The organism is Saccharothrix sp. NPDC042600 (assembly GCF_040647305.1).
Lineage (GTDB): Bacteria > Actinomycetota > Actinomycetes > Mycobacteriales > Pseudonocardiaceae > Actinosynnema > Actinosynnema mutabilis.
In genome coordinates this window covers 44,856-64,567 of the sequence record NZ_JBEZBW010000007.1, presented here as the reverse complement: position 1 = coordinate 64,567, position 19,712 = coordinate 44,856, and the positions used below count along the sequence as shown (strand labels likewise).

The following is a 19,712-nucleotide window of genomic DNA, read 5'->3' as shown; positions in this document are numbered from 1 at the left end:
ATGAGCGACCTGTTGAGGCTGGCCACCGCGGGCAGCGTGGACGACGGTAAGTCCACGCTGGTCGGCAGGCTGCTCTACGACACCAAGTCGGTGCTGGCGGACACGCTGGACGCCGTGCACCGGGCCAGCGCCGACCGCGGCCTGGCCACCCCGGACCTGTCGCTGTTGGTCGACGGCCTGCGCTCGGAACGCGAGCAGGGCATCACGATCGACGTGGCCTACCGGTACTTCGCCACCCCGAAGCGTTCTTTCGTGCTGGCCGACACACCCGGGCATGTCCAGTACACGCGTAATACCGTGACCGGAGCGTCCACGGCGCAGCTCGGTGTTCTCCTGGTGGACGCGCGCAAGGGTGTGGTGGAGCAGACGCGCCGCCACGCCGCCGTGCTCGCGTTGCTGGGGGTGCCGCGCTTGGTCCTCGCGGTCAACAAGATCGACCTCGTGGACTACGACGAGGTCACGTTCTCCCGCATCGCCAAGGAGTTCACCGCCCACGCCACCGCCCTCGGCTTCCCCGAGGACGCCGTGGTGGAGATCCCGGTGTCCGCGCTGGCCGGGGACAACGTCGTGGAGCGGTCCGACCGGACGCCCTGGTACGACGGGCCGACCCTGTTGGAGCACCTGGAGACCGTGCCGGTCGAGTCGGACCCGCACGACGCGCCGTTCCGGTTCCCGGTGCAGTACGTCATCCGGCCGCGCACCGCGGAGCACCCGGACTACCGGGGCTACGCCGGCCAGGTGGCGGCGGGCACGGTCCGCGTCGGCGACGAGATCACCGTCCTGCCCTCCGGGCTGCGCAGCACCGTCGAGAAGATCGACACGTTCGACGGGCCGCTGGACGAGGCCGCCGCGGGCCAGTCCGTGACGCTGCTGCTGGCGCACGACCTGGACATCGCGCGCGGCGACCTGATCGCGGCCGGCGACGCGCCGCGGGTCACCGACGAGTTCGAGGCCACCGTGTGCTGGCTGGCCGAGAAGGCGCTCACGCCGGGCGCCCGGGTGCTGGTCAAGCACGGGACCCGGACCGTCCAGGCGATCGTCACCGAACTGCGCAACCGCTTCGACGAGCAGAAGCTCGCGAGCACCGAGAGCCCGGGTTCGTTGGGCCTCAACGAGATCGGCCAGGTCTCGGTCCGCACGGCCGAGCCTGTCCCCGTCGACGACTACACGCGGGACCGCCGCACCGGCGCGTTCCTGGTCATCGACGCGTCAGACGGCAGCACGCTGGCCGCAGGCCTGGTCGGGGCGCCGCTGCCGGAGCTGGACGGCGTGGACAGCTGTACCGAGGGCGGGAGCACCGCCCAGGACAGCCACGCCCTCGTCTCTCCCGGTCCCTGACCCAGAAAGGCCTTACGCCGCCGTGAGCAAGCGCAGCATCCTGACCAAGTCACTGGCCACACTGACCGCTTTCCTAGCACTCACCGCCTGCTCACGGGCCGATCGCGGCGGCGACGCCGCGAACGCGCCGGCCGAGGGCAAGGGGCCCGCCGCCGAACTGCGGCTGGGCTACTTCCCCAACGTCACCCACGCCGCCGCCCTGGTCGGCGTGGAACAGGGCCTGTTCGCCAAGGAGCTGGGCAGCGCCAAGCTCACCACGCAGACCTTCAACGCCGGTCCCGACGCGGTCAACGCGCTGCTCGGCGGCTCGCTGGACGCCACGTTCATCGGGTCGGGCCCGGCGATCAACGCCTACGCCAAGTCCAAGGGCGAGGCGATCCGGCTGATCTCGGGCGCCACGTCGGGCGGCGCGCAGCTCGTCGTCAAGCCGGAGATCGGCTCGGTGAACGACCTCAAGGGCAAGGTCATCACCACGCCGCAGCTGGGCAACACGCAGGACGTGGCGTTCAAGAAGTGGCTGTCCGACCAGAAGATCGCCATCGGCGCGGGCGCGGACCAGGTCAACGTCACCAACACCGAGAACGCGCAGTCGCTCGACCTGTTCAAGAAGGGCGACGTGCAGGGCGCGTGGGCGCCGGAGCCGTGGTCCTCGCGGCTGGTGCTCGACGCGGGCGCCAAGGTGCTGGTGGACGAGAAGACCCTGTGGGAGGGCGGCAAGTTCCCGACCACCGTGCTGCTGGTGCGCACGCAGTTCCTCAAGGACCACCCGCAGACCGTCGAGGCGCTGCTCAAGGGCCACCTCGCGGCGACCGACTTCGCGTCGAACAACAAGGTCGAGGCCAAGAAGGTCGTCAACGAGGCCCTGAAGAAGCTGACCGGCAAGTCGCTGGGCGAGCCCGTGCTGGACCGGGCGTTCGACAACATCGAGCTGACGCTGGACCCGCAGGCCAAGTCGTTCCCGCAGCTGGCGAAGGACGCGGTCACCGCGGGCGTCGCCAAGGAAGCCGCGGACGTCGCCGGGCTGGCGGACTTCACGCTGTTGAACAAGGTGCTCACGGCGGCGGGCAAGCCGACCGTGGACACCGCCGGGCTGGACAAGAAGTAACTCGGGGAAGGCAGGCACACCATGACCGCCACGCTTGAGTCCGCCGTTCCGTCCACTGTGGACGCAGCTGTCACCCTGTCCGCGGTGCGCAAGACGTTCGGGCACGGACCGAACGCGGTCACGGCGCTCGACGGCGTCGACCTGCGGGTCGCGCCGGGCGAGTTCGTGTGCCTGCTGGGCGCGTCCGGCTGCGGCAAGTCCACCTTGCTCAACCTGGTCGCGGGCCTGGACGCGCCCACCTCGGGGTCCATCACGCTGACCACCTCGCGGCCCGCCGTGATGTTCCAGGAGGCCGCGCTGATGCCGTGGCTGACCGCCGCGCGCAACGTCGAGCTGCCGCTGCGGCTCGCGGGCGTCAAGCGCGGCGCCCGCCGGGAGAAGGCCGGCGAGCTGCTGGAGCTGGTGCGGCTGGCCGAGGCCGGGCACAAGCGCCCGCACGAGCTGTCCGGCGGCATGCGCCAGCGCGTGGCGTTGGCGCGCGCGCTGGCGTCCACGCTGGGCAGCGCCGAGGAGGGCACGCCCGGCCTGCTGCTGATGGACGAGCCGTTCGCGGCGCTGGACGCCATCACCCGCGACGTGCTCCAGGCGGAGCTGGTGCGGGTGTGGCGGGAGACCGGGACGGCGATCGTGTTCGTCACCCACGACGTGCGCGAGGCCGTGCGCCTGGGCCAGCGGGTCGTCCTGCTGTCCTCGCGGCCCGGTCGCGTGGTGCGCGAGTGGTCCACCGTGGACGTGGACGAGCCCGCGCTGGTCAAGGACATCACGAGCCGGCTGCGAGAGGTGATCAGTGGCCACGCCGCAGCTTGACAACGACCTGGCGGCGGTCGGCGCGGGCCTGGACGCGCTCGACGCGCCGTCGCAGGAGCAGCGCCCGTCGCTGGGCAAGCGCTTCGTCCGCACGGCCCTGCCGCCGCTGATCGCGTTCGCCCTGCTGCTGGGCGTGTGGCAGGCGCTGTGGGCGGCGGCGTTCTGGCCGGAGTACCAGCTGCCGTCGCCGGCGGCGGTGTGGGCGGCGGTGGCCGAGGCGGTGGAGACGGGCCGCGCGTTGGACGTGCTGTGGACGTCGGTGCACCGCGCTGTCCTCGGCTTCCTCACCGCCGTGCTCATCGCCACCCCGCTGGGGCTGCTGATCGCCAAGGTGCGGGTGGTCCGGGCGGCCATCGGGTCCCTGCTGACCGGTCTGCAGTCGCTGCCGTCGGTGGCGTGGGTGCCGGCGGGCATCCTGTGGTTCGGCGCGACCCCGTCCACCATCTACTTCGTGGTGCTGATGGGCTCGGTGCCGTCGATCGCGAACGGCCTGGTGTCGGGCGTCGACCAGATCCCGCCGCTGCTGCCGCGCGTCGGGCAGGCGCTCGGCGCTGGTCGGCTGGCGGCGGCTCGGCACATCCTGCTGCCGGCGGCCCTGCCGGGGTACCTGGCCGGGTTGAAGCAGGGGTGGGCGTTCTCGTGGCGGTCGCTGATGGCGGCGGAGATCATCGCCACCTCGCCCCAGTTGGGTGAGGGCCTGGGGCAGTACCTGCACAACGGGTCGTCGTTGAACGACATCTCGATGGTGATCGCGGCGATCTTCCTGATCCTGTTGGTGGGCATCGGGATCGAGCTGCTGGTGTTCCGGCCGTTGGAGCGGGCGGTGCTGCGGGCACGCGGCCTGTCGGGTGCGCTGTGACCGCTTTGGTGGCCGTGGCGCACGGCAGTCGCGATCCCCGTTCGGCGGCGACCGTGCACGCGTTGTTGGACGTGGTCCGGGCTCTGCGCCCCGCGTTGGACGTGCGGGCGTCGTTCCTGGACCTGTCCGCGCCGAGGTTGGGCGACGTGCTGCGCGGCGTGGTGGGCGACGGGCACCGGTCGGCGGTGGTCGTGCCGTTGTTGCTGGGCAAGGCTTTTCACGCGCGGGTGGACGTGCCGGGCGCGGTCGCCGAGGCCCGGTTGCCCTCGTTGGACGTGACGATCGCGGACGTGCTGGGACCGTCGCCGTTGCTGGAGTCGGCGGCGTTGCGCCGGTTGGCGTCCATCGGGGTGCGGTCGCACGACCGGTCGCTGGGCGTGGTGTTGGCGGGCGCCGGGTCTTCCCACGAGCCGGCCAACGCGGCGGTGCGCTCGATCGCCGCGCGGTGGGCCGCCGGGTCCGGGTGGGTCGGCGTGGAGGCGGCCTTCGCGGCCATGGCCTCGCCGGACGTGCCCGCGGCTGTCGAGCGGTTGAGGGAGCGGGGGGCGCGGCGGATCGCGGTGGCTTCGTGGTTCCTGGCCCCCGGGTTCCTGCCGGACCGGGCGGCGCGGTTGGCGGGGACGGACCTGGTGGCACCGCCGTTGGGCGCGGACCCTGAGGTGGCAGAACTGATCTTGCATCGCTTCGAAGCCGCGCGCGCCGCCGACCTGGTGACACGATCCGCCTAGGCGACTTCACGCGGAACGCGCGGCTTTGGCCGCGCAGCGGCGTGCTTTTGGTTCGGGCTCCCAGCCACAAGGGGCCTTCGTGTTCCCCACCGTATGACCTGCCCGAAGGGCTACCACAGATTGCCGGGGTCGGGCCAAAAAGTTTGCGAGGAACGAGCAAAGTTTTTCGACCGACCCCGGCAATCTGTGGTTGGCTCCGCCAGGTCATGCGGTGGGGAACACGCAGGCCCTTCCCCCCCACTGGAGGCCTCCCGGCCGCTTTTGTCTTTAGAGCGCTTCGCGCGTGCGCGAAGCGCTCTCAAGCGCGGAGCGCGTTCATCCTTGGTTAGCGCGGAGCGCGTTGCGTTTAGACCCGCGAAGCGTGGGCTTGAGAGCGCAAGCGTCACTCGCAAAGATTAAAAGAGCCTCGCCGGCGGGCGAGCCACCAAAGATGACACAACTGCCAAAGCGGGGGCTTCTTGCTTGTGCCATCTCCGCATGGCCCGGCAAAGCCAACCACAGATTTCCCGGGTGCCGCTAAATTTTTTTGCTCGTTCCTCACAAAAAAATTCGGCTGCACCCGGGAAATCTGTGGTAGCCCTTCGGGCGGGCCATACGGAGATGACACAAGCAAGAAGCCCAGCTTGGGTTGTGTCCTCTCCGGTGGACTGCCCGGCCTGGATTGATCAGGCCTGTGGTGGGTTGTCGTCTACTGCTTTGATCAGTTGGGTCATGACCTTCAGGGTTGTTTTGAGGTCGTCCAGGTCTACCTGGGCGGAGACCCTGTTGGTGAAGTTGTGTTGGGCCGCTCGGAGGCTTTCGATGGCTTTGTAGCCGGCTGCGGTGGGGCGGAAGAGTTTGGCTCGGCGGTGGGCTGGGTTGGGCAGGTATTCCGCCAGGCCCTTTTCTACCAGCAGGTCGGCTATGCGTTGCACGCTTTGGCGGGTCAGGCTCATTTCTCGGGCTATGCCGGACACCGGGAGGGGGTCTTTGAGGACCGCGCCCAGGACTTGCCACCACGCTGCCGTGAGGCCCACCGGTTTGGTCATCACCTCTGCGGCGTCCAGGAAAGCGCCGTAGAGGCGGAAGGTGCGCATGATGACGTCGGTCAGCACGTCTCCCGCCTCCGTGCGCGGCTCCACTGTCATGACGCCGCGGCCATGAGCTTTCCGAACCACTGCGGGTCGCCCGTGCTGAACAGGCCGTACCACGCCTCCAGGACGGCGGGCTCGTAGACGTCCAGCTCGGCCAGGATCTCGCGGGCGAACTCCAGGGCGCTGTGGGCGCCGGCGGTGATCAGGCCGTTCTCGCGGACTGCGCGTTCCTGGCGGTAGTGCCCGGCGCCGGCGTAGGTCTCCACGGATTGCAGTTCTTCCAGCATGTTGCCGGTGTGCGGGCGGTCGTTGAGCAGGCCCTCCGCGGCCAGGCCGATCGTCGCTCCGCAGATCGCCGCGACCGGCACGCCGGCGGCCAGCCAGCGGCGGGCGGCCTGGGCGAACTCCGCGTTGCCGCCGTCGGCCCAGGAGTCGGCGCCGGGCAGGAGGAGCAGTGCGCTGTCGGACGGGTCGATGTCGGCCAGCGCCAGGTCCGGGGTGATGGTCAGGCCGCCCATGCTGGTGATCGGGTCGCGGGTCAGGCCGACCGTGCGGACCCGGTAACGGCCCGGGACCTTCTGGAACGACGGGTCGTTCAGGCGGGCCGTGGCGTAGCCGAACTCCCAGTCGGCGAGTGCGGGGTAGAGCGCGAGGTGGACCGTCTTCGTCGTCATGACAGTATCCTGTCATCTTGACAGTGTCCTGTCAATCGGACGCCCTGGTTAGAGTGCGCCCATGGCAGACGAGCTGGTCCACTACGAGGTGCGGCGTGGCATCGCGACGATCACGCTGGACTCCCCCCACAACCGCAACGCCCTCTCCGCGCAGCTGCGCGCCGAGCTCACCGGGCACCTGAAGGCGGCGGTCGGGGACGACGCCGTCCGGGTCGTCGTCCTGACCCACACCGGGCCGGTGTTCTGCTCGGGCATGGACCTCAAGGAGGCCGGCGGGGCGAGCGCGTCCCAGCAGGGGGTCAACGAGTTCCCCGCGATCCTCGAACAGCTCTGGACCAGCCCGAAGCCGGTCGTCGCCCGCCTGGCCGGACCGGCGCGGGCCGGGGGTGTCGGGATCGTGGCGGCGTGCGACATCGCGGTGGCGGTCGAGTCGGCGACGTTCGCGTTCAGCGAGGTCCGGATCGGTGTGGTGCCCGCGGTCATCTCGGTGACGGTCCTGCCCCGCTTGCTGCCGCGCGCGGCGCACGAGCTGTTCCTGACCGGTGAGACGTTCGACGCCGGGCGGGCCGTGGCGATCGGGCTGGTGAACTCGGCCGTGCCGGCTGACGGGCTGGACGCCGAGGTCGCCCGGTACACGGACATGCTGGCGCTGGGCGCGCCGAACGCGCTGGCGGCCACCAAGCGGATGTTGCAGCAGGAACGGTCGAGCAACCTGGGTGAGGTGTTCGCGGACATGCTGGAGCTGTCCGCCAAGCACTTCGGTGGCCCCGAGGGTCAGGAAGGCATCGCCGCGTTCGTGCAGAAGCGCAAGCCGAGCTGGGTGCCGACCGGCGACTAGCCCTGGTACTCGACCCGGAACGGGCGGGGGCCGTCGGCGGTGGCGGCTTGGGCGTCGGCCAGCACGGCCGCGACCGAGGCGTCACCGCCGGTCCAGACCAGGACGTGCTCGCCCTCGGGCAGCCACGACAGGTCGGTCAGGCAGTCGTAGAGCGCGTCCAGGTTCTGCCCGTAGTGGTCCGGGAACTCCATCGCCTCGCCGATGGCCGCCAGAGCCGCGCTCTTGGTCCGCGCACCGGGCCGCGCCACGTAGCGGTGCCGGATCATCCGGTCACGTCCACGACGACGAACGACTCGTAGTGGTCACCGGTGTAGTAGACCTCGCGCTCGCGGCCGGTCACCAGTCGGCGCGCGCCGCGGTCGTCGCTGCCCGGCGTGGGCACCGTGTACTCGCGGTAGTAGTCGCCGGACTTCGCGGGCAGCCGCTTCTCGCGGTTCTGGAACGTCACGCCGTCGTTGCGCGGGTACGGGAACGGGCCGCCGCGTTCGATCAGCTCCCACGTCGCCTTGGCCTCGCCGGGCAGGCTGGTCAACGCCTTGACCGGCAACCCGGACGCGGCCCCCGGCACCCGGTCCGGCTTGCCCGCCGACGCCGTGCCGGACCCGGCCGCGCCCTTCGTGGTGGCGGAGGTCGTGGTGGGCGGGGGCTCGGTGGAGCCGCCGAGGTCCTTCGCGAAGTAGCCGATCACGACCAGCGCGATCAGGCCCACCAACGCGACGGTGAGGCGCCGTGCGGGAGTCACGGTGGCCAGCCTACGAAGGCGTGCCCGCCTCCACCTTCTCGGGCTCGGCCGCCGGGGGCACCTTGGGCACCGGGTTGAACCGGCCCGCGGCCTGGTCCACGACCCGGTCGATCAGCCGCGCGACCCCCAGGGACGCGGGCAGCAGCACGGCCATGACCAGCGCGAACTGGAACGGGAACGGGAGTTGGGCGAGCCACAGCTCGACCCCGTCCCACCACTGCGCGAAGGCTTCCAGCACGCCACCGAGCCTACTGCCGTGACGTGGTTCACCGCACAGGACTCCCTACCTATGGGTAAGTTGCCGTCATGTTCGCCGTCTACGCAGCCGAGCCGAGCCCGCAGGACCCCCTCGCCGCACTGCGCGTGGGTGACCGCCCCGATCCCGAGGTGCCGGACGGCTGGGTCCGCGTCGGCGTGAAGGCCGCGAGCTTGAACATGCACGACCTGTGGACGTTGCGGGGCGTGGGCATCAAGGCGGACAAGTTCCCCATGATCCTGGGCTGCGACGGCGCGGGCGTCCTGGACGACGGCACCGAGGTCGTCCTGCACTCGGTCATCGGCGACCCGGCGTGGACCGGCGACGAGACCCTCGACCCGGGCCGCACCCTGCTCACGGAGAAGTACCAGGGCACGTTCGCCGACCACGTGGTCGTCCCGGCCCGGAACGCGCTGCCCAAGCCGGCGGACCTGACCTTCGAAGAGGCCGCGTGCATGGGCACGGCGTGGCTGACGGCCTACCGGATGCTGTTCGTGAAGTCCGGCCTGCGCCCCGGCCAGACGATGCTGGTGCAGGGCGCGTCCGGCGGCGTCTCCACGGCGCTGATCCAGCTGGGCCGCGCGGCCGGGTACCGCGTGTGGGTGACCGGCCGGAGCGAGGAGAAGCGCGCCCTGGCCGAGCAGTTGGGCGCGCACGCCGCGTTCGAGTCCGGCGCGCGGCTGCCCGAACGGGTGGACGCGGTGTTCGAGACGGTCGGCAAGGCCACCTGGTCGCACTCCATGAAGTCGCTCAAGCCGGGCGGCATCGTGGTCATCTCGGGCGCGACCAGTGGTGACGCCGGTGCGGCCGAACTCCAGCGCCTGTTCTTCCTCCAGCTCCGCGTGGTCGGATCCACCATGGGCACCCGCGAGGAGCTGGGCGACCTGATGGCGTTTTGCGCCCTGAACGGCCTGCGGCCCCAGATCGGCACCACCCTGCCGATGGACCAGGCCGAGCAGGGCTTCAAGGCGATGCTCGACGGCGAGACGGCCGGGAAGATCGTCTTCACCCGCTGACGGTCACCGAGCCGACGAGGGCCTTGACCGCCGGGTGCCACTCCCGGCCCGGCGGTCCGCTGATCACGAGCCGGCGCACGACGCGGCGGCGCAGCGGCACGAGCACCAGGCCCGGCGGCAGCATGGCCTCGATCAGGCCCGGCACGATGGTGATGCCCACGCCCGCGCGCACCATCGCGAGCAGCGTCCCGAGTTCGCGCACCCGGTGCACCGGCTTGAACGGCAGCCCCTGGTGCGCCTGCCGCACGTGCCGTTCGCAGCCCCCGCACGACAGCAGGAACGGGTCGTCGGCCAGGTCGGCCACGTCCACGTCGGCCTCGCGCGCCAACGGGTGGTCGTCGCGCAGCAGCACGTGGAACGCGTCCTCCCCCACCTCCACGCCGGGACCGGGCGGCGGGTCCACCACGATCGCCGCCTCGACCGTGCCGTTGGCCAGCCAGTCGGCGACCTCGTCGTCCTCGCCCTCGAAGACGCGGACGCGCACGTGCGGGAACTCCGCCCGCCACCGCGCCAGGAGGTCCGGCAGCAACCCCTGGCAGACCGTGGGCGGGGCGGCCAGCTTGATGGTGCCGCGGGCCAGGCCGCCGCGCCGGGCCGCCAGGTCGGTGATCGCGGCGGCGGCCCCCACCGCGGTGCGGGCGTGCGCGAGGAGTTCCGCGCCGAAGGCCGTGGGCGAAGGCCGGCCTTGGCGGTGCAGCACCGGGTGACCCAGCGTGCGTTCCAGGGCGGCCACCGCGTGCGAGACGGCGGACTGGGTGATGCCCAGCGCGTCCGCTGCCGCGCCGAAGCCGCCCTCGTCCACCACCGCGAGGAACGCGCGGAGCTGCGCGAAGTTCAGTGCCATGAGCGTCCCTCATGTCGGGGTGCGGAGTGCTTGTTGGACTCATCGCCGGCCACGGGGTGATTGTGCTCCGGTGCAGTCGAGTTGGGTGGGGAAGTTCGCACTCCTGTCCGCCATCTGGGGCGCGAGCTTCGCGTTGATCAAGGTCGCCGTCGAGGCCGGCGTGCCGCCGGTGTGGGTGGCGTTCGGGCGGTGCGCGTTCGGGGCGCTCGCGTTGGGGCTGGTGTGCCTGGTGACGCGGACGCCGTTGCCGCGCGACCGGCGCACCTGGGGGCACGCGCTGGTGGTGGCCACGCTGCTGAACGCGGTGCCGTTCACGTTGCTGGCGTTCGGGGAGACGCTGGTGACGTCGGTGCTGGCGGGCGTGTTCAACGCGACCATGCCGTTGACGACGCTGGTGTTCGTGCTGCTGGTGGTGCCGGCGGAGAAGGTCACCGCGGCCCGGGTCGCCGGGCTGGCCGTCGGGTTCTCCGGGGTGTTGGCGGTGCTGGGCGTGTGGGACGGCGTCGGGGGTGACGTGCTGGTCGGCGGGCTGGCGTGCCTGGGGGCGACGACCTTCTACGGCGCGGGGTACGCCTACACGCGGCGGTTCTTCTCCGGCGGGTCGCAGTCGGCCAGCGCGTTGTCCGCGGTGCAGGTGACCTGTGCGGCGGGCGAGTTGGCGATCGCCGCGCCGGTGATCGGGGGTGTGCCGGACTGGCCCGGCTGGTTCGCGGTCGGGGCGTTGGTCGTGCTGGGTGCGGCGGGCACCGGGTGGGCGTACGTGTTGAACCTCGACGTCATCCGCGCGGCGGGACCGACGGTGGCCGCCACGGTCACCTATGTGGCGCCGGTGTGGTCGACGGTGGTGGGCGCACTACTGCTTTCCGAACCCGTCGGGTGGAACACTGTGGTGGGCGGCGCGGTCGTCATAGCCGGAGTTCTCCTGGCGCGCAAGCCGCACAATGGTGGGATCGCACAAAAGAGTGGACGTCAAGTGGTGCGATCCAACAAACCCTGGTGACAGTTGACGCGCGTACGGTTCGCCGCACAACACCACCGAGGGAGCAAAGGCATGACCTCCGTGCAGGGCGGCTTCGGCCAGGGCTCCGGCGTGTTCCGCCGCAAGCCCATCGAGCAGATCACCGAGGAGAAGACCGGGCTCACCCGGACCCTGGGTCTTTGGCAGCTCACCGCGATCGGCATCGGCGGCATCATCGGAGCGGGCATCTTCTCGCTCGCGGGCGCCGTGGCCAACAAGACCGCGGGTCCGGCGGTGCTCATCTCGTTCCTCGTCGCGGGCATCGCCAGCGCGGCGGCGGCGTTCTCCTACGCCGAGTTCGCGGGCCTGATCCCCAAGGCGGGCTCCGCCTACACCTACGGCTACGCGGTGCTCGGCGAGATCGTCGGCTGGTTCATCGGCTGGGACCTGCTGCTGGAGTACACGGCGATCGTGGCGGTGGTCGCGATCGGCATCTCGGGCTACTTCAACGAGTTGCTCAACCTGCTCGGCCTAGACCTGCCGGTGTGGATGCTCGGCGCGCCCGGCACGGAGACCGGTGACGTCGCCGCGGGCAGCTACAAGGTCAACCTGTTCGCGGTCGTGCTGTGCCTGCTCATCGCCTGGATCCTCAACCTGGGCATGAAGAACGCCGCCCGCTTCGAGACCGCCCTGGTCTACCTCAAGGTCGGCATCGTCCTGCTGGTCATCATCGTCGGCGCGTTCCACATCAACACCGGCAACTACGACCCGTTCTTCCCGTTCGGCATCTCCGGCGCGATCACCGGCGCGGCCACGGTCTTCTTCGCCGTCTTCGGCTACGACGCGATGTCCACCGCGGCCGAGGAGTCCAAGGACTCGCAGCGGCACATGCCGAAGGCGATCATCTACTCCCTGGCCATCTCGATGGTGCTCTACGTGCTGGCCTGCCTGGTGCTCACCGGCATGGTCAACTACAAGGACGTGGACACCGAGAGCGCGTTCGCCACGGCGTTCGCCGACATCGGCCTGCCCGCGCTGGGCATCATCATCTCCGTGGGCGCGGTGCTCGGTATCACCACCGTGCTGTTCACGTTCCTCATGGGCGCGGCGCGCGTCGGCTACTCGATGTCCCGGGACGGCCTGCTGCCCAAGTGGTTCGCCAAGACCCACCCGGTCAAGCACGTCCCGACGCGCACCACGTGGGTACTGGGCATCGCCTCCGCGGTCATCGCGGGCTTCCTGCCCATCGCGGAGGCCGCCGAGCTGACCAACATCGGCATCCTGCTGGCGTTCGTGGTGGTCTGCGTCGCGGTGATCGTGCTGCGGTACAAGCAGCCCGACCTGCCGCGCACGTTCAAGACGCCGGGCATGCCGGTCGTGCCGATCATCGGCATCGTGTTCTCGATCTGGCTGATCACCTTCCTCGCGCCGGAGACGTGGCTGCGCTTCGCCGCCTGGTTCGTCCTCGGCCTGATCATCTACTTCGCCTACAGCAAGCGGAACTCCGTGCTGGAGAAGAACCGCTCGGAAAGCTGATCAGGGACCGACGTGGTCGACCCACCGGTCGACCACGTCGGCCAGCACGGCCATCGGCAGCGGACCGCCGCCGATCACCAGGTCGTGGAAGGCCCTGATGTCGAAGCGGTCGCCCAGGCGCCGCTCCGCGTCCCCGCGCAGGCGTTGGATCTCCAGTCGTCCCACCATGTACGACAGCGCCTGCGCGGGGTTCTCGATGTAGCGGTCCACCTCGGAGTGGATGTCCACGTCCGGCATGACCGCGTTGTCCCGCAGGAAGTCCACCGCCCGCCGCCGGGTCCAGCCCAGCGCGTGCAGGCCGGTGTCCACGACCAGCCGCGCGGCGCGCAGCGAGTCGCCCGACAGCATCCCCAGCCGGGCCACGTCGTCGCTGTAGAGGCCCATCTCGTCGGCCAACCGCTCGGCGTAGAGCGCCCAGCCCTCCAGGTAGGACTCGACGGAGGCGAACCGGCGCAGCGTCGGCAGGTCGGTGCGGCCCTGGGCCAGCGAGATCTGGAAGTGGTGGCCGGGCACGCCCTCGTGGAAGGCGGTGGACTCGGCGCTGAACCGGTCGCGTTCGGTGGCCTGGAAGGTGTTCACGTAGTAGGTGCCCGGCCGGGAGCCGTCCAGCGCCGGGTCCATGTAGTAGGCCAGCGGGGCGTTCGGCGCGTCCGCCTCGGGCACCGCCCGCACCCGGCAGCGTTCGGCCGGCACGGTGCCGAACCAGTCCGGCGCGACCCGTTCGGCGCGCTCGATGGTCGCCTTGGCCAGCGCGGTCATCTCCTCGGCGCTCTTCCACCGCAACGCCGGGTCGGCCAGCAGCCGCGCCCGGACCTCCCGCGCCGGCAGCGGCCCGAAGACCCGTGCGCCGATCTCCTCGTACTCGCGGTCGAGCGCCTCGATCAGGTCCAGGCCGATGCGGTGCAACTCCCCCGGCGTGTGCGCGGTGGTCGTGTAGAGGGGGACGAGCATCGCGTAGGTCGCCGCGCCGCCTTCCAAGGCGCACAGCCCCGGTTCGTCCTGGGAACGGCCGCGCGGCGCGATCTCCGTGCGCAGGAAGTCCCGGTAGCGCTCGAACGCGGGCCGGACCTCGGCGGTCAGCAGGGCGGCGCACTCGTCGTGGAGGTCGGTGGCGCGCAACGGGTCCGCCAGCGGGTCCACGGGGTCGGCGAGGTGCCGGTCCAGGCGGGCGACGGCGGCGTCCACCAGGTGCGCGACCGGGCGCTTCGGGGAGTCGCGCTGCCGGCGGGCGAGGGCGTCGAGGTAGGCGGGGAAGGCGGACAGGCGGGTCAGGTAGTCGCGAGCGCCCTGCGCGTCGACGGGCCGGACCAGCGGCAGGGCGGTCAGCAGCAGCGCGACGGGCGCGTTGAGGCCCTCGGCGTGGGTGTGCTCGACCAGCCCGGCGCGCGCCCGGCCGGCGACGGCGTCGGCTTGCTGCGCCACCACCGCGCGGGTCACCGGGTCGTCGTCCCCGGCCCGCGCGCGGCGCGCGACGTCCTCGGCCCGGCGGGCGATGTCGGCGGCGGCGCCGGCGCTCGGGTCGGGCAGGCGGTCGTCCCAGCCGGGCACCCCGCGCAGGGTGGCCTCGACCGGGTCGGCGTCGAAGGCGACGGTGAGCAGCTCGTCGGACAGCTCGCGCGCAGTCGTCATCCGGTCATTCTGACCGCAAATCCTTGCTACAGCGGCGGAATCCGCACGGCGGCGGAGTCCAGCGCGGCCCGTGCCTCCGCCCGGAGGCGGGCCACCAGCTCCGCCGCCGGGGCCGGTCGGGCCACCGCGTAGGTCTGTCCGGCCCACAGCGACATCAGCTCCGGGTCGCCGGTCGCGCGGACGGGTTTGGTCAGGTGGTGCACGTCCGGGTAGGCGGCCGGGGCGTGCGGCGAGTTCTCGGTGAGGAACCGGTTCACCAGACCGCGTGCCGGACGTCCGCTGAACGCCCTGGTCAACGCGGTGCGCCGGGTGCCGGCGGCGAGCGCCTCGCGGTGCGCGGCGGCCGTGCCCGCCTCCGGGCAGGACAGGAACGCCGTCCCCAGCTGCGCCGCGACCGCCCCGGCGGCGAGCACGGCGGCGACGTCCGCGCCGTGCACGAGCCCGCCGGCGGCGATCAGCGGCAGGTCCACCCGGGCCGCGACCAGCCGGAGGGCGGCCAGTACGCCGAACAGCTCGCCGCCACCCGGGGACACGCCGTCGTCGGTGAACGTGCCGCGGTGCCCGCCGGCGTCACACCCCTGCACGCACAACGCGTCCACGCCGACCTGCGCGGCCTGCCGGGCCTCCGCCGGCGTGGTGACCGTGGCGACGACCGTCGAGCCGGCCGCGTGCAGCCGGTGCACGTCGTGCGGGTCGGGCAGGCCGAAGGTGAACGACACCACCGGCACCCGCATCGCCATGACCAGCTCCAGCTTGGCGGCGTAGGAGTCGTCGTCCCACCGGGGTTCGCCGGGCTCGGCCGGCGCCTGCGCCCGCACCCGGTCCCGGTAGGCGCTGACGTCCACAGTGGACTTCACGCCGGGCACGAACAGGTTGACGCCGAAAGGCTTGTCCGTCAGCGCCATGGTGTCCTTGATCTGGGCGGCCACGGCCTCCAGCCCCAGGTACCCGGCCGCGAGGAACCCCAGCCCGCCCGCGCGGCCCACCTCCGCGACGAGGGCGGGGGTGGACGCGCCACCCGCCATGGGCGCGGCGATCACCGGCACTTCCAGTCGGTCCAGCATGACGACGACGATAACCCGCCATTTGGCGGAATACCCGCGACGCGGCACGTGATCCGCGCGGCGAACTCCGCGTGAACTCCCCCGGCCGGTGGTTCCGCGCCGCCCACCCGCGCCCCTGGAATGGACGCCGTGCCGCACACACACCCCCGCCGGGACGCCCTGAAACTGGGCGCCATCGCCGGCGCCGCCTTCCTGACCGCCCCCGCCTTGCCCGCCCAGGGTCTGGCCTCTTCGGAAGCCACTCCCCGCTTCCGCCACGGCGTCGCGTCCGGCGACCCGCTGCCCGACCGGGTCGTCCTGTGGACCCGCGTCACCCCGACCGACGACGCCCTGCCCGGCTCGGGCGTCGGCCCGACCGTGACCGTGGACCACGAGGTCGCCGAGGACGCCGCGTTCACCCGGGTCGTGGCGCGCGGCAGCACCACCACCGGTCCGGACCGCGACCACACGGTGAAGCTCGACGTGGCCGGCCTCCAGCCGGGCCGCCACTACTTCTACCGGTTCACCCTGGACGGCCAGGCGTCCCCGGTCGGCCGGACCAAGACCGCGCCCGCCGCCACCGCCGCCGTCGCGGGCCTGCGGTTCGGCGTGGTGTCCTGCTCGAACTGGCAGTCCGGCCGGTTCGCCGCCTACCGGCACCTGGCCGAGCGCGACGACCTGGACGCCGTCGTCCACCTCGGCGACTACCTCTACGAGTACGGGCCGGGCGAGTTCGGCAGCGGACGGGCGCACGAGCCGGCCCGCGAGGTGCTGACGCTGGCGGACTACCGGGTCCGGCACGCGCAGTACAAGACCGACCCGGAACTCCAGCAGCTGCACGCCGCCTACCCGTGGGTCATCACCATCGACGACCACGAGGTGGCCAACGACGCCTGGTCCGGCGGCGCGCAGAACCACACCGAGGGCGCGGAGGGTTCGTACGCGACCCGCCGGGCGGTGGCGATGCAGGCCTACCGCGAGTGGATGCCCGTGCGCACCGGTCTCGACGGCCGGATCTACCGGCGGCTGCGGTTCGGCACGCTGGCCGAGCTGACCATGCTGGACCTGCGCACCTACCGGTCCCAGCAGGTCGGCACCGACATCGGCCGCGCGGACGACCCGGACCGCAGCATCGCCGGCGCCGAGCAGCTCGCGTTCGTGCGCGACGGCCTGGTCGCCTCGGACGCGCGGTGGAAGCTCGTCGGCAACCCGGTGATGTTCTCGCCCGTGCTGGTCCCAGCCCTGCCGCAGGCGATCGGACGGCCGTTGGCGGAGCTGATCGGCGTGCCGGCCGACGGTGTGCCGATCAACGTCGACCAGTGGGACGGCTACCAGCACGACCGCCGCGTCCTGATCGACGCGTTGGCTCGGAACGACGTGCGGAACACCGTCTTCCTCACCGGCGACATCCACACGTCGTGGGCGTTCGAGGTGCCTTACGACGCGGCGCTGTACCCGTTCACCCGCCGGACGGTCGCGACGGAACTGGTGGTCCCGTCGGTGACGTCGGACAACATCGACGAGCTGACCGGCGCTCCGCCGCGCACGGTGTCGGTGGCCGCCGAGACGGCGCTGACCGCGCTCAACCGGCACCTGAAGTGGGTGGAGCTGGACTCGCACGGCTACTCGGTGCTGGACCTGACGGCGGAGCGGGCGCGGATGGACTGGTACTTCCTCGCCGACCGGTCCCGCGCCGACTCCACCGCGACCCTGGCCCGCACGTTCACCATCGCGGCGGGCACCCAGCGGCTGCGGTGACGGGTCGTGGTGCTCCCCCGGTGTCGGTCGGGGGAGCACCACCCGTCCTACGGCAGGGTGTCCAGGTGCGGGGCCACCGTGTTGGCGAACTGCCAGTTGTTCGAGGCGTCCCAGTTGATCGACCACGTCATCGCGCCGCGGATGCCCGGCCACGCCTGCGCCGGCTTGAACGAGCCGCAGTTCGTGCCCTTCGCGAGGCAGTTGAGCGCCGCGTTGACGTTGGCCGGGGACTGGTAGCCGCCGCCCGCGCCGGAGGGCGAGGCGGGCAGGCCCAGGCCCACCTGGTCGGGGCGCAGGCCGTTCTGGAGCTGGATGCAGGCCAGCGCGACCAGGAAGTCCACCGTGCCCTGGGCGTAGACCTTCTGGTCGCAGCCGAGCATGGTGCCCGAGTTGTAGTACTGCATGTTGACCACCGTGAGGATGTCCTTCACGGCCAGCGCCAGCTTGAAGTACTCCTGGCCGGTCGACTGCATGTCGATGGTCTGCGGGGCCATGGCGATGACCTTGCCGCCGGCGGCGTGGATGCTGCGCAGCGCGGGCGCCATGTAGGTGGAGTTGACGCCGTTCTCCAGGTCGATGTCCACGCCGTTGAAGCCGTACTCGGCGATGAGGGACTTGACGCTGTTGGCGAACGCGGTGGAGGCGGCGTTGTCGCCGACCCAGATGGTGCCCTTCTCGCCGCCGACGGAGATGATCACCTTCTGGCCGCGGGCCTGGAGGGTCTTGATGTCGGCCTTGAACTGGGCGTCGGTGTAGCCGCCGAGCTTGCTCGACAGGGTCGGGTCGAGGGTGAAGTCCACCGCGCCCCGGGTCGCCGGGACGGCGTCGGCGAACGCGACCGCGACGATGTCGTAGGTGGTCGGCACGTCGGCGAGCTTGAGCAGGCGGGAGCCGTTGTCGAAGTTGTGCCAATAGCCGGTGAGGACGTGCTTGGGCAGCGTCGGGTCCGGCGGCGTGGTGGTCGTGGTGGTGGTCGTCGTCGTTGTCGTCGTTGTCGTGGTCGTCGTCGTGGTGGTGGTCGTCGTCGTGCTGGTCGGCGGGGTGCCGGGGCCGTCGAGGGCGATGTCGTCGGCGTAGTAGGTGGGCTGGCCGTACCAGCCGTGCACGTAGATGGTGACGCTGGTGGTGTTGCCGGTGGTGAAGTCGATCGTGAGCTGGCTGAAGCCGCTCGACCCCGGCGTCCAGGTGCTCTTGTCGCCGCTGCCGGTGCCCGTCACGCCCAGGTAGACGTAGCTGCCCTGCACCCAGGCGGACAGCTTGTAGGCGGTGTTCGCCTGGACGTTGATGGTCTGCGAGCAGCGGGCGTTGTCCGAGCCCGCCGGCGTCGCGGACAGGGCGTGGGTGCCGCTGCGCTTGGGCGTGGTGACCGCGCTCGCGGTCGCGGTGCAGGTCCAGCCGCCCAGGTTGCCCGCGTCGAACCCGGGGTTGGCGACCAGGTTGGCGGCCGACGCGCTGCCGACCACCACCAGGGTCAGGCCCGCGAAGGCCAGCACTCCGGCCAGCACAGCGACCAGAGCGCGTCTCGTCCTCGAAGCCACGTCCACCTCCATGAAAGTCCCAGTCGGCGGCCTTGCCCAGCAGGTGACGTGGGCCACTGGCAAAATGGACTAGACCACTGGACCTTGTCAAGGGTGTGACCATGGTCGGCGTGACGTTCACAGTTGAGGACGCCGTCCGCATCGCCCGCTCCGCGCACGACGGGCAGGTCGACAAGTCGGGCAAGCCGTACATCGGCCACCCGTTGCGCGTGATGGGCGCGGTGTCCGGCGAGCACGCCCGGATGGCCGCCGTCCTGCACGACGTCGTGGAGGACACCCCCGTGACGGCGGCGGACCTGTTGGCCGCCGGGTGCCCAGCGCACGTCGTGGACACGGTCGTCGCCCTGAGCCACCTGCCCGGCGAGTCGCAGGAGGTATACCTGGCGCGCGTGGCGGCCGACCCGGTGGCGGTGGCGGTCAAGCGGGCGGACATCGCCGACAACCTCTCCCCGCACCGCGTCGACCAGCTCGACGAGGCCACCCGGGACCGCTTGCGGGCCAAGTACGCCCGTGCCCTTCACCTGCTCGACACACTCGCGTAGGAGTTGTCTCCAAGGTCACGTGCGACCGGGTCGAAACCGCCTCTGACATGCGGCATCATGGTAGGTGAACCGATACAGAAACAACGACCGGAAAGGCGATATGACCAAGGCACTGGAGTCCGTTCGCACGTACTTCGCCACCCGGCGGGAGCTTCGCAGGCGCGAAGCGGCACTGTCCCGCGAGCTGGCCGCCTACGACACCCCGAGCGCCCGGCAGGACCTCGAAGCGATGCTCGCCCGCCACCCGGAACACGAGACCCGGGAGATCGAGGCCATCCTCCGTCGCCACACGCTCGACCGCCTGGTCCGCAACTACAGCTGACCGGCAGCACCTGTGAAGGCCTTCGGGACAGGGGCGTCCTGAAGGCCTTTCGTCATCTCCGGGGCTGAACACCCGCCGTGGAGCGTCCCCGACGGCCGCTGGGCCG

General features: G+C 71.3%; 20 protein-coding genes and 1 pseudogene. 12 read left to right on the top strand and 9 right to left on the bottom strand.

The window, feature by feature from the left end; all coding sequences use genetic code 11:
• From AB0A74_RS07840 to AB0A74_RS07820, 5 genes are read left to right on the top strand one after another with little or no spacing between them, the layout of a single operon-like run.
• Complete coding sequence (locus tag AB0A74_RS07840; RefSeq protein WP_358248093.1) at positions 1-1,338, top strand: GTP-binding protein; 1,338 nt, start codon at positions 1-3, stop codon at positions 1,336-1,338.
• 37 nt (positions 1,339-1,375) lie between these two features.
• Positions 1,376-2,443, top strand: a complete 1,068-nt coding sequence (locus AB0A74_RS07835; protein ID WP_358248198.1) for an ABC transporter substrate-binding protein — start codon at positions 1,376-1,378, stop codon at positions 2,441-2,443.
• A gap of 21 nt (positions 2,444-2,464) precedes the next feature.
• Positions 2,465-3,250 carry an ABC transporter ATP-binding protein gene (locus AB0A74_RS07830; RefSeq protein WP_358248092.1) on the top strand — a complete coding sequence of 262 codons (786 nt, stop codon included), beginning with the start codon at positions 2,465-2,467 and terminating at the stop codon, positions 3,248-3,250.
• Positions 3,231-4,109 (top strand): ABC transporter permease subunit, encoded by an 879-nt coding sequence (locus AB0A74_RS07825; RefSeq protein ID WP_358248091.1) that lies wholly within the window; start codon positions 3,231-3,233, stop codon positions 4,107-4,109. Before AB0A74_RS07830 ends, AB0A74_RS07825 begins: the two co-directional genes overlap by 20 nt.
• The gene (locus tag AB0A74_RS07820; RefSeq protein ID WP_358248090.1) at positions 4,106-4,837 is read left to right on the top strand and encodes a sirohydrochlorin chelatase; all 732 of its coding nucleotides are present in this window, start codon (positions 4,106-4,108) and stop codon (positions 4,835-4,837) included. The genes AB0A74_RS07825 and AB0A74_RS07820 overlap by 4 nt, the downstream gene beginning before the upstream one ends.
• Before the next feature lie 665 nt (positions 4,838-5,502).
• Here the strand turns inward: AB0A74_RS07820 and AB0A74_RS07815 are convergent.
• Both AB0A74_RS07815 and AB0A74_RS07810 read right to left on the bottom strand, forming a co-directional pair.
• Entirely contained in the window at positions 5,503-5,931 is a 429-nt protein-coding gene (locus AB0A74_RS07815) for a MarR family transcriptional regulator (RefSeq protein ID WP_358248089.1), read from the bottom strand.
• Positions 5,932-5,960: 29 nt separating this feature from the next.
• The gene (locus AB0A74_RS07810; RefSeq protein ID WP_358248088.1) at positions 5,961-6,584 is read right to left on the bottom strand and encodes a type 1 glutamine amidotransferase family protein; all 624 of its coding nucleotides are present in this window, start codon (positions 6,582-6,584) and stop codon (positions 5,961-5,963) included.
• A 61-nt stretch (positions 6,585-6,645) separates the two neighbouring features.
• Between AB0A74_RS07810 and AB0A74_RS07805 the strand changes: the two genes are divergently transcribed.
• Complete coding sequence (locus tag AB0A74_RS07805) at positions 6,646-7,422, top strand: enoyl-CoA hydratase-related protein (protein WP_358248087.1); 777 nt, start codon at positions 6,646-6,648, stop codon at positions 7,420-7,422.
• On the opposite strand, the pseudogene AB0A74_RS07800 reads toward AB0A74_RS07805, so the two are convergent.
• The 3 genes and pseudogenes from AB0A74_RS07800 to AB0A74_RS07790 all read right to left on the bottom strand — a co-directional run.
• Positions 7,419-7,652 (bottom strand): annotated as a pseudogene (locus AB0A74_RS07800) (barstar family protein); the annotation flags it as partial. The gene AB0A74_RS07805 and the pseudogene AB0A74_RS07800 sit on opposite strands and share 4 nt — an antisense overlap.
• Positions 7,653-7,684: 32 nt before the next feature.
• A complete protein-coding gene (locus AB0A74_RS07795) occupies positions 7,685-8,164 on the bottom strand; it encodes a ribonuclease domain-containing protein (RefSeq protein WP_358248086.1) in 480 nt (159 codons plus the stop codon).
• 10 nt (positions 8,165-8,174) lie between these two features.
• A complete protein-coding gene (locus AB0A74_RS07790) occupies positions 8,175-8,402 on the bottom strand; it encodes a hypothetical protein (protein ID WP_343935955.1) in 228 nt (75 codons plus the stop codon).
• A 68-nt stretch (positions 8,403-8,470) separates the two neighbouring features.
• Here AB0A74_RS07790 and AB0A74_RS07785 point away from each other — a divergent pair, with 68 nt between their 5' ends.
• The gene (locus AB0A74_RS07785) at positions 8,471-9,436 is read left to right on the top strand and encodes a zinc-binding dehydrogenase (RefSeq protein ID WP_358248085.1); all 966 of its coding nucleotides are present in this window, start codon (positions 8,471-8,473) and stop codon (positions 9,434-9,436) included.
• Here AB0A74_RS07785 and AB0A74_RS07780 read toward each other — a convergent pair.
• On the bottom strand, positions 9,426-10,280 hold the full coding sequence (locus AB0A74_RS07780) for a LysR family transcriptional regulator (protein ID WP_358248084.1): 855 nt from the start codon (positions 10,278-10,280) through the stop codon (positions 9,426-9,428). The genes AB0A74_RS07785 and AB0A74_RS07780 overlap by 11 nt on opposite strands.
• A gap of 85 nt (positions 10,281-10,365) precedes the next feature.
• Here AB0A74_RS07780 and AB0A74_RS07775 point away from each other — a divergent pair, with 85 nt between their 5' ends.
• Both AB0A74_RS07775 and AB0A74_RS07770 read left to right on the top strand, forming a co-directional pair.
• Positions 10,366-11,280 carry a DMT family transporter gene (locus AB0A74_RS07775; RefSeq protein WP_358248083.1) on the top strand — a complete coding sequence of 305 codons (915 nt, stop codon included), beginning with the start codon at positions 10,366-10,368 and terminating at the stop codon, positions 11,278-11,280.
• A gap of 51 nt (positions 11,281-11,331) precedes the next feature.
• Positions 11,332-12,774, top strand: coding sequence for an amino acid permease (locus tag AB0A74_RS07770; RefSeq protein ID WP_358248082.1), 1,443 nt, complete (start codon positions 11,332-11,334; stop codon positions 12,772-12,774).
• Here AB0A74_RS07770 and AB0A74_RS07765 read toward each other — a convergent pair whose 3' ends face one another.
• Together AB0A74_RS07765 and AB0A74_RS07760 are read right to left on the bottom strand one after the other, a co-directional pair.
• Entirely contained in the window at positions 12,775-14,403 is a 1,629-nt protein-coding gene (locus AB0A74_RS07765) for a DUF885 domain-containing protein (RefSeq protein ID WP_358248081.1), read from the bottom strand.
• 26 nt (positions 14,404-14,429) lie between these two features.
• Entirely contained in the window at positions 14,430-15,467 is a 1,038-nt protein-coding gene (locus AB0A74_RS07760; protein ID WP_358248080.1) for a nitronate monooxygenase, read from the bottom strand.
• A gap of 120 nt (positions 15,468-15,587) precedes the next feature.
• Here AB0A74_RS07760 and AB0A74_RS07755 point away from each other — a divergent pair, with 120 nt between their 5' ends.
• Positions 15,588-17,204, top strand: a complete 1,617-nt coding sequence (locus AB0A74_RS07755; RefSeq protein WP_358248078.1) for an alkaline phosphatase D family protein — start codon at positions 15,588-15,590, stop codon at positions 17,202-17,204.
• A gap of 47 nt (positions 17,205-17,251) precedes the next feature.
• Here AB0A74_RS07755 and AB0A74_RS07750 read toward each other — a convergent pair whose 3' ends face one another.
• The gene (locus AB0A74_RS07750; protein ID WP_358248076.1) at positions 17,252-18,742 is read right to left on the bottom strand and encodes a glycosyl hydrolase family 18 protein; all 1,491 of its coding nucleotides are present in this window, start codon (positions 18,740-18,742) and stop codon (positions 17,252-17,254) included.
• Positions 18,743-18,843: 101 nt separating this feature from the next.
• Here AB0A74_RS07750 and AB0A74_RS07745 point away from each other — a divergent pair, with 101 nt between their 5' ends.
• Together AB0A74_RS07745 and AB0A74_RS07740 are read left to right on the top strand one after the other, a co-directional pair.
• Positions 18,844-19,284 carry a phosphohydrolase gene (locus AB0A74_RS07745; RefSeq protein WP_358248074.1) on the top strand — a complete coding sequence of 147 codons (441 nt, stop codon included), beginning with the start codon at positions 18,844-18,846 and terminating at the stop codon, positions 19,282-19,284.
• Between the two features lie 100 nt (positions 19,285-19,384).
• Complete coding sequence (locus AB0A74_RS07740) at positions 19,385-19,606, top strand: hypothetical protein (RefSeq protein ID WP_121222234.1); 222 nt, start codon at positions 19,385-19,387, stop codon at positions 19,604-19,606.
• Positions 19,607-19,712 lie beyond the last annotated feature (106 nt).